The organism is Cyanobacteriota bacterium, from assembly GCA_025054735.1.
GTDB lineage: Bacteria > Cyanobacteriota > Cyanobacteriia > SKYG9 > SKYG9 > SKYG9.
This window is the reverse complement of record JANWZG010000069.1, coordinates 1-11,745: the sequence shown is the minus strand read 5'-3', so window position 1 is coordinate 11,745 and position 11,745 is coordinate 1. Positions and strand designations below refer to the sequence as shown.

At 51.4% G+C, this 11,745-nt stretch carries 10 protein-coding genes; 2 read left to right on the top strand and 8 right to left on the bottom strand.

Going from position 1 to position 11,745, the window contains the following annotated elements; all coding sequences use genetic code 11:
- Positions 1–113: 113 nt before the first annotated feature.
- From NZ772_05195 to NZ772_05165, 7 genes are all read right to left on the bottom strand, one after another.
- Positions 114–1,568, bottom strand: a complete 1,455-nt coding sequence (locus NZ772_05195) for a hypothetical protein (GenBank protein ID MCS6812955.1) — start codon at positions 1,566–1,568, stop codon at positions 114–116.
- 2 nt (positions 1,569–1,570) lie between these two features.
- Positions 1,571–2,041, bottom strand: coding sequence for a hypothetical protein (locus tag NZ772_05190; GenBank protein MCS6812954.1), 471 nt, complete (start codon positions 2,039–2,041; stop codon positions 1,571–1,573).
- Positions 2,013–2,396 carry a hypothetical protein gene (locus NZ772_05185; GenBank protein ID MCS6812953.1) on the bottom strand — a complete coding sequence of 128 codons (384 nt, stop codon included), beginning with the start codon at positions 2,394–2,396 and terminating at the stop codon, positions 2,013–2,015. Before NZ772_05185 ends, NZ772_05190 begins: the two co-directional genes overlap by 29 nt.
- Positions 2,397–2,465: 69 nt before the next feature.
- Entirely contained in the window at positions 2,466–3,881 is a 1,416-nt protein-coding gene (locus NZ772_05180; GenBank protein ID MCS6812952.1) for a hypothetical protein, read from the bottom strand.
- Between the two features lie 243 nt (positions 3,882–4,124).
- Positions 4,125–5,309, bottom strand: a complete 1,185-nt coding sequence (locus NZ772_05175) for an LL-diaminopimelate aminotransferase (GenBank protein MCS6812951.1) — start codon at positions 5,307–5,309, stop codon at positions 4,125–4,127.
- A 35-nt stretch (positions 5,310–5,344) separates the two neighbouring features.
- Entirely contained in the window at positions 5,345–5,674 is a 330-nt protein-coding gene (locus NZ772_05170; GenBank protein ID MCS6812950.1) for a thioredoxin, read from the bottom strand.
- Between the two features lie 186 nt (positions 5,675–5,860).
- On the bottom strand, positions 5,861–6,346 hold the full coding sequence (locus NZ772_05165) for a transcriptional repressor (protein MCS6812949.1): 486 nt from the start codon (positions 6,344–6,346) through the stop codon (positions 5,861–5,863).
- Between the two features lie 222 nt (positions 6,347–6,568).
- Between NZ772_05165 and NZ772_05160 the strand changes: the two genes are divergently transcribed.
- Positions 6,569–7,048, top strand: a complete 480-nt coding sequence (locus tag NZ772_05160; protein ID MCS6812948.1) for a CRR6 family NdhI maturation factor — start codon at positions 6,569–6,571, stop codon at positions 7,046–7,048.
- A 19-nt stretch (positions 7,049–7,067) separates the two neighbouring features.
- Here NZ772_05160 and NZ772_05155 read toward each other — a convergent pair whose 3' ends face one another.
- Positions 7,068–9,722: an endonuclease MutS2 gene (locus NZ772_05155; protein MCS6812947.1), complete on the bottom strand. Its 2,655-nt coding sequence runs from the start codon at positions 9,720–9,722 to the stop codon at positions 7,068–7,070.
- Positions 9,723–10,472: 750 nt separating this feature from the next.
- On the opposite strand from NZ772_05155, the gene NZ772_05150 reads away from it, so the two are divergent.
- Positions 10,473–11,745: CHAT domain-containing protein (locus tag NZ772_05150; GenBank protein ID MCS6812946.1), on the top strand; the 1,273-nt coding region annotated here is incomplete at its 3' end.

Sequence of the window (11,745 nt, the reverse complement as noted above, 5' to 3'; positions counted from 1 at the left end):
AAGTAATCGCTGCCCCATATCATGAGGCTTTAGTTTTGCGAGTCGCTGCCTACCTAGAGGCTCAGGGAATTGTCTCAGCGCCTGTGGTAACTCCTAGTGCCACTGCTACGAGTTTAGAGGTCTTGGAAAATGATTAAGTCGGCAACACTCTGGGGTTGATGCTGTTCGGTAAATGCCTGAGGCGACGGTACCGCAGTCGGTTCTGGAGCAGATAGTCCTGGTGCTAGCCCCTGAAATCCACCCTGTGAAGGTTGTTGAGCAGGAGATATCCCTTTTGGCTGGTTGATGAATGCTCGTGATCCAAGAATGTCCCCTTTGTTAGACTCTAGGGTAGCTGTTGGTTCCAACTGTGCAGGCTGATTTGGGACGATCGCTGGTTGAATAGCGCTCTGAGCCACCTGCTGGTCTTGCCGTCTAGACGGAGAGTTGGCAGTAGTTTGAGTGGGTACCGATGGCTGTGATGGCTGCGGGATAATTGGTGCTGGAGCGACGGCCAACGGCGCATCACTCTGCTGGTGAGCAGCGATCGCCCGCGAAATTGCCTGAGAGCGCCGCTCCTGATCATCGAAGACAGTAGCGACGTTATTACCCAAGCCAGGAGCATTCCAGGTGCCAGTAGCAGGGTCAATGAACGATCGCGTCCTTGCCCACACGATCGCCTCTGCTCCCTGCATCCCCAATTCATGGGCTTGCTTCAGCCAATCGATATAGCCCTGCTCACCCAATGCAGCTTCTGGTGCCTGGTTGGCTAAGTCTAACCCGTTTAGTTTCTCCTCTAGGCTTAATGTCATGCCCTTAGCAGTTGCCTTCTGTTGCAGCACCTCTGCCTGGTTCTTCAACCGCTCTAGCTGGCGACGATCGGCATCCTCTGGTGACGCAGCCCCATGCTGGAAGGAAAACGTCCCTAGATTCCAAGCTCCATTGCCCGGATCCACGTGTCCATAGTAGGCAGGGGTACGGCTACCATCAACGGTGCGTGTGCCCTCTGCGGCTCCAATGGCCTTAGCAACAAGAGAATCGTAGTCACCCGCAAACAATGCTGCCATTTCGTACCCACTAAGCCCCTGCTGGAACAAGGGCATTTCGTGACTGTTTGCCTGTGCCTGCTGTTGTGTTGTCTGCCAAGGAGAAGGTGGCGGCTCAAAACTTAGCTCAACCTTGGTAGGTGGTGATGAGGCGACATCCTTACCGGTTGTTTGATAGGCTGGAAGCCATTCCTGGTGGGATGACTGCCGTTCCCTAACTAAAGGTGACTGGGTATGGGTGCTGTCCAGACCAGGTGCAGAGTAAAGAGGTTTATGATTAGCTGGCGACTCTGCTTGATAATTTCCAGATGCCTGCTTAACAACAGGACGCTGGATAGCAGCACTAGCTACAATCTGTCCACTATTCTGTCCACTATATGGACTAGCGGGCAAGCCAAAATCTAGTACATCGCTACTTGTTGCCTGGGCAGTTTGACCAGTGCCGAGAACGATCGCCAATGCCGCCATACTTAACCATTGGGCAAGCACAACATGGTGCGATCGTTGTGGTAGTGATGACTTCAGGGATGACATTGCTTTCATAATTACTTCAGCGCCTTTTCTAGAATGTCTCTGGAGGTTTCCACAAACGCCCATGTGCCATCGGGCTGCTTGCGCAGAGTAGCAAACTGCAAATAGTCAGCCGTACCGATAACTTCCCCTTGGCGGAGGTTGCCTAGGCGAGGTTTCCTGATGCCACACAGACGGAATAGGTAGGCAGGTACTGCTGCTGTGGAATACAAAACACAATCCCCTCGGTTCATCTGCACATTGCCGTCAAAGGGCACCTTAATGGACTTACCCCTAACAGCCACGGAAATATCACCAAGCCCGCCTACAACCCGGAAGTTAGCAACGGTATCGCCGGGTTGCAAGCTCCACTGCTGGGAGAGATTGATGGTGCGTGGGGGTGCAACGGTACGGTGCCGAAACCAGACATCCCTGGCGAACCACACAATACCGATAGCCAAAATCACAAATGCTGGTTTAGCGAGATCCGATTGTATAGCCTGCATATTCATCTCCCTCGTAGAGAATCACTAACTGCTTACTGCTATCAAAGGCGAAGGGGTAGGCTTCTCGTTCAGCCGTAACGCCGGAGCGCACCTCCAAACTGGGTAATCGACAGTAAGGATCTCGAACGACAAGGCGCACCTGCTGCTTTTGATAGCGCTCAGGAATGGTAAGAAACTGAGCAAATTGCTGCTTCGAGATTGTTGATTCGGGTTTAATGACATCAGAACAGGCCACCATAGTTCGCCTAGGGGATGGTGCTCTGGACATATCAGCTAACATTGCCAGGGTTGCCAACACTGCGCCGATGCCAATCATGAACCCCAGATTAAAGCCGTTGATTGGTTGGTCTGTCATACTGCCTCCATGCATCCTGAACTCTGTGACATCTGTGACATCTGGAATAGCGTCTTAGGTTGTGGCCGGTTATCGAGACCATAAACGTCCGCCGAAAACTAGCCCCACAATGAGAAGCACTAACCGATAGGCCAAGATAGGTTTAGACTTAACCTCCAGTAAGGCTCGATACGATCCAAAAACTAGGGCTGCGAGCATCAGTAAAAGCGCAACTGTCCACAGCGCGGGATGGACTAGTTGCAGCAGTTCTAGGCCAACGCGGGCTAAAACAGCACCTGCTATCCAACTTAGGGCATCGTTCAAAATCCCCAGGGGAGTCGTAGGGGGCAGGATGAGTCGCAGGAACCAATCGTGACGACCCCGTCGTGAGGAGGACGATCGCCCAGCATAGTGCTGTGATACTGGTGGATCCAGCGCTGTTGCAGGCACAACGGGCGGGAATGCAGCTTGAGGTGCTGGAGATGCTGGTGGGCTGGGAACGCTGGTATAGCGATCGCCTCCTGAAGGAGATGACAATTGCTGATAAGGTTGAGCCACAGGTTGCCCATGTTCCAAGTCCACAGCCCGAACTCTTAGCACATAGGCATCTAACTCTGGTTGCACATAGGGAACTACCGCTGTATCAGCGTTCCACTTTAGTTGGTGTGGCTCCGTTCCTTCAGATGCATTCGGCTTGTGGTCATCGCGTGACAGTGCTTTCAAGGTCAAGAGTGCTGCTTCCAGATCACTAGATAGCTGATTGACTCGCTGCACCTGCATCCAGAAGGACTGAGGGGACTCGACATCTACCCCAGCAGTGACCGATGGCTGTACGGTTGATGACTGTGAAGGTGTGGGTGGCAAGGGCGATCGCGGCGCTGAGGAGTTAGCACCTTGTCTGGGTGCGCCATAGTTGGGTTTCATGACCGGAGTTTGTTCACGACCCGATGGGTGTTGCATCGCTACCTGCTGAGCAATGGCAGCCCCTGCTTCTGGTGGTATTTTTCGTTCCGCAAAGGACGGCAACTCGACGGGCCGACTTGCTGCCAGAGACGATCGCTGTGGCCTAACGGCAACTTGATTAGGGTGTGCAGCCTGTTGAACAAGATTAGGTGAGGACTTTAAGGACTGTGGTATCGGCGATCGCGGTAAGGATGACGATTGAGATGTCTCCACGGCCCACGGCTGGGAAGCATGTATGGCTTGGGCGTGATAACCTTGCAATTCACAATCGTCGCTCTCTGAGACGACATCATCATCAAACTCTGCTGAAGCTGAGTAGCCCAGAGGTGGGCTGCCCGGTCGGCGCTGTCGCCGCCCTAAGCGCCTAGCGTGACTGCTAGAGGAGTTGGCCGCTGGCTGCATACTGCGACGGGCATTGGTTGCTGCTTTCATCAGTCCAGAGTCGGGGGGGTGCCATACTGATTGATCTGACTGGATACGATGCTCTGCCATGATTTCATCCGCGATCATCACTTGCAAAAGTACTAACGGAACCATAGCCATCGAAGTTGCAACCACAACGTGGCCAAGACTCCATCCCTAGGACAGAACTCAACCATAGGACTGGTTACAGAAGTGGCTACAGAGCTAGCTGTCACGCTAGCTATGATGCTGAATCTTGGATATGGAATGGAGTTGTGACCCCATCACCCTGACTAAGCTCTTAACCGAGCTATGGCATACAACTAGTGTAGTACTTATATACTAAAGCTGTGAAACAAATATACTATAGCAATTTCAGCTAGGTCAAGGTGTAGACGGTAGATTCTTCATGAAGGCTGCTATGCGAGCAATTGCATACTGCAATATCGGTGGTTCATGGACTAGGGCAAAGCGTACATACCCCTCGCCAGCAGCGCCGAAGCCTGCACCCGGCGAGAGAGCGACCCCAGTATGCTGTACCAGTTGCTTACAGAAATCTACCGAATCGGTTGCCCAAGAGGGAGGTAATGCTGCCCAGATATACATCGTTGCAGGGGGAATAGGCACCTGCCAACCAATTTGATGTAGTGCTTGCACAGCAGCGTCACGGCGCTGACGAAATATTGCCACCGTGTGCTGTACTGACTCTTGGGAGCCAGTGAGGGCGGCGATCGCCCCTCGCAAAATGCCTGCGTACTGATTAAAATCTATGGCTGCTTTCACCTGACGCAGAGCTTGAATTAAGGCTGCATTACCGATCGCAAACCCAACGCGAAACCCGCCCATACTGTAAGACTTAGAGAGGGTAAAAAACTCGATAGTTACTCGTTTCTCAGGATCGGCTTGTACGATAGACGGTGGCTTGCTGCCATCAAACACCAAATCCATGTAGGGAAAATCATGAACCAGGATCAACCCATGGTGATGGCAAAAGGCTACAGCGGTTTGAAAAAACTCTAGGGGTGCCAAGGCCGTTGTGGGGTTGTGGGGATAACTTAGCACCATCATGCGTGCCCGGGACAATACGGTTTTAGGTATATCGGCAAATACAGGCAGAAACTGGTTTTCAGCCCGTAATGGCATCGGATAAATCTGTCCCCCCGCTAGATGCACTCCCCCAGCATGGGATGGATATCCTGGATCCAACAGCAACGCTACATCCCCTGGGTTGAGGATAGCTAGAGGTAAATGAGCAGTTCCCTCTTGAGAGCCAATCAGAGGCAGTACTTCTGTTTCTGGATCAACAGCTATTCCAAACCGATTAGCGTACCAAGCAGCTACGACTTGGCGAAACTGTTGAGTTCCATTGAACAGTAGATAACCGTGGGTAGACCTATCCACCAATGACTGAGCAATAGTTTTTATCACATGGTCAGGTGCTGGCAAATCAGATGAGCCTAGCGATAGGTCAATAATATCAAGACCGCTCAATCGAGCTGTTGCTTTGGCGCGATCCATGTCAGCGAAGACGTTCGATCGCAGGGGTGCTAGTCGATCAGCAAACTGCACAATGGTTTAATTCCCGGATAGTTGCTTACATGGCTTTAATTTAGATAAGCAGCGAGCATATCGCCTAACTTCTGCTTAGTAACGGCTCCTTCTAAAGATTCCACTACCTTGCCTCGCTGAAAGAGGCGCAACGCTGGTACTCCCTCCACCTTGTAGGTGGCTACTGTTTCAGGATTGGGATCAACCTCCATCTTGATCACCTTGAGGCGATCGCCAAACGTATCGGCTGCCCACTCAATTGTCGGTGAAACTAGGCGGCAAGGCCCGCACCAAGGTGCCCACCAGTAGACTAACACCAATGCTTCTGACGCATTAAGCACCTCTGCTGCGAACTCGGAGTCTGAAATTGAAACGACACCACTCATATAGTTGTTCAACCATAAACCCTTGACGATTTATCCTAGCCTATTTGCGTCCTCCTTGTTGTCTAGAGCGCAATGCAAACTGTAGGATTTCTCAGCGATCGGGTAAAGTGGGGGTTCATCTTGCTAGAGGACTTCGGGCCTATGCTACTCACACCAGTGTCTGGGTATTGGGACAAATGCCACACCTTAAGGTGCCGAATTAATCCCTGGGGATGGTGCGGATGCTGGCTCGGAAGCACCCTGCGAACGATAGCCGTAGAAGTCAATGCGATAGTCAGTAATAGTCACCCCTGTTTGTTGCTCAATCTGCTGAATCAAGGCAGGGGGTAACTCTACTTGCACATCCAGAATTTGATTGGTATCCAGGCAGTTAACATGGCTGTGGGAATGACTGATACAGCCATAGAGTCGCCCGTCCGATCGCTCCACACATTCAATAATGCCTCGTTGGGACAGCGCCTCCAGATTTTGATATACCGACGTATGACCAATATCTTTGCCGGAACGGTTGAGGCGATCGTAAATGTCCCGTGCAGATAGGTGCCCCCCCTCTTGCCACAGCAGTTCTAAGATGAAGCGGCGCTGTCGGCTCAGACGCATTCCCAAGAGTTGACATCGTTCCAAAGCATCTTCCAACGATTGAATTGGTTTTGTGGCAATGTTAGTTTGCATGTCTATGCCCTCTGGCTGCAATCAACAGGTAATAACCAATAGCGTTAGTCAATGGATATCAACATGGATACCAATGCATGGTACGAGAAACAACGGGTAGCAAGCACCTTAAGACCTGGTAATTTAACGGTACGTATCTATACCTTAGTATATACATAGGCTAAGGCAAACTCACTTCAACTTTGTCTTGAAGCTGGGCTACTGTCCCGTTGATTGATTTCTATGCCGTTAAAAATTGCCTTGACTGCTGACCAGTTGAACTGTTTAGACATTTCACCCGTCCAGAATGCATTGGAACCACTGTTGGCTAGTGGCACGATCGCTACGATCGAGCAACAGCTTAGCTTTGATATTCGTTATCCTTGTGATCCTCAAGATCCAAGAGAGTTACCTGAGATTCCAGAAGTCCGGCTATGGTTTGTGCGGTTGGATGTCTACTATCCCTGGTTACCTGTAATGCTAGATTGGCAGGCTGGGGAACTGGCACGATATGCCGCCATGCTGGTGCCCCATGAATTTAGTCCCCGTGATGGCATTCGCTACAACCCCGAAGCCCTGGAATTGTTTGTGATGCACAAGGTGTTTGTCATACAAAACTGGCTCCAGCAGCAGGGTATGGAATACAGATCGCGGGTTAAAGCCATGGCCCAACTTCTGGGTTATGAGCTAGAGGATGCATTGTTTGATCTGCTGGAGAGTTGATCTGCTGGAGAGCAGGGCGCTAAGTCAAGTAGGCAATTGTTACGCCACTGCCGCCATCCTGTGGTTCTGCGAGGGTAAAGCGACTAACACGAGGGTGCTGCTTGAGAAATTCATGCACGCCTTGCCGCAACCTGCCCGTGCCGTGTCCGTGAATGATCCACACTGCGCCATCTCCTTCGGCGATCGCCCGATCGAGCAGTGGTTCAGCATCAGCAACCCGATAGCCCCGCAGATCAAGGGTGTTCCGCGATGTCCGTATGGTCAGTGGTGTGGCACTCTGCTCTGAGGCCGAATTGGCTGAGGCATTGACTGGAGTTGCCTTTGTTGAAGTCTGGGCTAATTGCACTTTTTGCCCATCTAGGGACTCGACATCCTCTAAGCGAACACTCATCTTCATCATGCCAAAGCGAACAGTTAGGGTGTTGTCTTGGTCATCGATGGCTAGAACTTCGGCAGTTTGGCCTACGCTGGGAATACGGACGCGATCGCCGACCTTGGGGATAAAATTGGGCCTTGACGGTGCAATCCGCTGTGACGGCAGGTGTTGTTGAGCTAGCTGATCGAGGGCTTGGGTGGCTTGCTGGGCAGCTTGAGCAGTGGCAGGGCCTTGTTGTAGTTGACGGATAACGCGGGCAATGTCTTCCTTAGCTTGGGCGATCGCCTGCTGTACAGCCTGCTCTTGGGCGAGTTGTAGCTCTCGTTCCCGTGCTTGCAGAGCCTGCGCTCTGCTAGAAACTTGCTGATAAAGCTGTTCTGCACTTGCCAACAAATCAGCCGCAGCTTTAGCTTTGATTTCTTGCTCTCGGCGCTGGGCTTCTAGGCCGCTGATTACACTGTTGATATCTTGGGAAAATCCACCAACATAGTTGCGTGCTCGGTCAATGATCTCTATAGGTAGGCCCAACCGTTGGGCAATGGTCAGAGCGTTGGAACGTCCTGGAATGCCCCATAGCAAGCGGTAGGTAGGGGCAAGGCTGGCATCGTCAAACTCTACTGAGGCATTCTCAAATCGAGGGTCTTGATATTTCAGGGCCTTCAGTTCACCAAAGTGGGTCGTAGCAATGGTAAGTTGCACTCGCTCAGCTAGGTATTGCAAGAGTGCGATCGCTAGGGCACTGCCCTCAGATGGATCAGTACCAGCACCCACCTCATCCAATAACACTAGTGAGGGATGGAGGCTGGCAAAACCGTTGCCGTAGGGTGTTTCAGGAGTGGTAGCTAGGGATGAGCGATCGCTAGCTCCCGGCTGAGCAGATGCTGGATTTGTTGCTCCCTGTGTATAAGTTCCCTGCTTGTCAAATACTTGCTCATGGGATATTGGTGACTCAAATGTCTGTGACTTGAATGTCTGTGATTCAGATGTTTGTAACTCAGACTCCGCCTCACCAAACAACTGGGTCAAAATTCTGCCGATGCGGCGCACATGCCCAGAGAAAGTAGACAAACTTTGTTGCAGGGATTGTTCGTCGCCAATATCAGCCAAGATGTAGGTAAACCAAGGAATGTCAACAGGTTCGCGAGCCGGGATAAATAACCCAGCTTTAGCCATGACCGCAGCCAACCCTATGGTTTTTAAGGCAGCAGTTTTGCCACCCGTGTTGGGGCCAGTGATGGCAACCACTCGAATGCTGGGTTGGATAACGACATCGATCGGCACCACAGGTTTACCCTGCTCATGCTGCTGTTGCCACACCAACAAGGGATGACGTAGTTGCCGCAAGACGATTGGCTCAGATGGTGCAGCGTCTCGCTGAGCAGACTCATCACTTGAAGTTGGAGGGGGTGAACCGATGGTTATAAATCGGGGTGGATTAGCTCCCAGCCAGTGGCTATAGCGAGCACGGGCTGTGGCAAGGTCAAGGATGGTCGCGATCGCCAATAGATGTTCTAAATCTTCATGCACTGCCGCTACCTGTTCTGTCAACTGACGACGCACAGCCTCCTCCTCAGCCTGCTCTTGGCGCAGTAACTGTTGCAGTTGATTATTCATGGGCACTGTAGAATTGGGTTCCACATAGAGAGTGGCACCTGTGGTTGAGGTGTCATGGATAATTCCAGGAATGGCATCTTTTTGGGAAGCCTTGACAGGAATAACAAACCGATCGTGACGTTGGGTAATGGTGGCTTCTTGGATAGCCCCTGCCTTTTGGTGCAGGATATTTTGTAACTTTTGGTAGATGTCTTGTCGTAAGGTTCGTAGCCGTTCTCGCAGGTCTGCTAATTTGGGGCTGGCGCGATCGCTCACTTTGCCTTGGTCATCAATACAATGATGAATGGCCTGCTCTAAATCTGGATGGGTGCGCAGGTCTGCTACGAGTGCGGCTAAGGTGGGCACATTGGGTTGACTTTCAATCAAGCGACGCACATTCCGCATTCCAGCCAATGTCGTGGCGATAGCGATCAATTCTGTACCTGTCAACAACCCCCTCACGGTCGATCGTGCTAGGGCTTCCCCAATATCTTGAATGCCCTCAAAGCTAAGACCACCAGTGGGTAGTGCTTCCAAATGATAGGCTTCTCGTGTTTGTGCCAGCAACCGTTCACTCTCAGTCTGGCTATCAGGAATCGGTAGTTGACGCGCTGCCATAGTTCCTAACTTCGTGGCAGCAAAAGTTGCAACGTGCTGACACAGCCGTGACCACTCCAACAGGTCTAAGGTTTCAGTTTGAATCAATGCAATACGTTCCAGGATGCTATCTACAGGGCCAATAGTTCGTTACTTCTATTGTAGAGCCTTGGGACGTAGCGCACTGAAATGCAATACTGTTGCGGATTTGTTGATTCTTAACATTTCTTTACCCGCGATTAGGGCTGCGAGACAGAGATCGAGGAAAAATTCCCACGGACGCTAGTTTATCGATACACTAAAACTAGGGCATCCTAGACGTTAATGAATTTTAAATATTAACCTAGTGTAAACGGTGTCCATCGATGTGAGCCATGTCGGCGACTCATCTGACTCCCTGCCACTCAGGTGCTGTATCTAGTCAGAAAAAGAAAGCCCCAGTTCAGCAGATACTGAACCAGGGTTTTAATCAGGGTGCATCTACCACTTTTATCTTCTGTTGTGCAGACCAAGAATCCGGAAGGGTTAAGTATTGATTTCGGCTGGTTGATAGTTACTAGTTCCTCACCGTAGATCAGCGAGTGCACACCACTAAGTTAGCAGCTAGGTTAGCAGCCAGATTAGCAGCATAGTTGGCAGGGCAGTTGGTAGTGACATTCTGGTGGTTACTAATAGTACCATTCACCGCCTAGTTGTAGCTTGTACGAACTTGGTATTAACGTAATATTGATAACGTGTTTACCAAGCAAACCTAGTTACCTAGCGAGTATGTCTACTCGGTAAGTATCTGTCAAGCATCTGTCTAAGCTCTAGGTTAGAGGACGGTGTGCATTACGTTGATCAGTTCGGAGTGTAGTTGTGACGCAGGAATTTCAAGTTTCTGTGACCCCAGTAGGGGGCGATGAATATCTCATCCGGACAGAGCGAGTTGCTCCGGGTGTGCCGCTGGCGGAAGAGCAGGTTGTGTGGGCAGTCGAGGATTGGTTGGTGCAGGCGCGGCAACTGATGAATGATCCGCTACTGACCATTCTACGCGGCACAGGTGGTGCTGCATCCGCAGGGGTTCTCCGATCGCAAGCGTCTAGTTCAGTTCCACTCCGCTCTGGTAAGAGTACAGAGCCACCATTGGCTAATACCATCTTCGACTTGGTGTCCCTGGGTCAATGTCTTTACGGAGCGCTATTTCAGGGCACTATCCGCGATAGTTGGGTGACAGCCCAGGGCATTGCCCAACACCGACAAGACTTGTTGCGGTTGCGCTTAGGGCTAAAGGGCGATCGACTCTGGCGTTTACCTTGGGAAGTGTTACACCGAGGAGACCGCCCTATCACCACAGGCACGGATGTTGTGTTTTCTCGCTATCAGTTTGGGCAGGGCATGGTTAGACCTGTGATGCAAGCTCCAAATCTGGGGTTGAAACCAGGTCAGCCGCTGCGAATTTTGATGGCGATCGCCGCCCCCACGGATCAAGAGCGGTTAGACTTGGCACGAGAAGCCCGCCACCTTCAGGAAGAATTGTTGGCCTCTAGTCCTGCCATCCCGTCGTCAGCCGACTACGGTGCCTCCCCAACTACAGCAATCCAACTGACTATCTTAGAGCAGCCGGATCGGGAACAGTTGACCCGTGAACTGGAGCAGGGCCATTACCAAGTGTTGCACTATGCTGGACATAGCAATCTGGGTGCTTCTGGTGGGGATTTATACCTGGTAAGTGGTCGCACAGGGCTGACAGAAACCCTGAGCGGTGACGACTTAGCCGGGCTGTTAGTTAATAATGGTATTCGCCTAGCCGTGTTTAACTCTTGTCGGAGTGCTTACACAACCGATAATGCCGACGGTGCTAGTGAGCAAAATCTAGCTGAAGCCCTGATTCGGCATGGGGTGCCTGCTGTGTTGGCTATGGCAGAGCGTATTCCCGATGAAGTAGCCCTAACCCTGACAAGGTTGTTTTATCGCAATTTGAAACAGGGGTATGCGATCGACCTCAGCCTTAACCGCACTCGGCAAGGACTACTATCGGCTTATGGATCTAACCAACTATACTGGGCGTTGCCAATTCTATATCTGAACCCAGACTTTGATGGTTGCCTCGTTCCACCAGTTGCTAATCAGCGCCCTTATCCAGATGTTA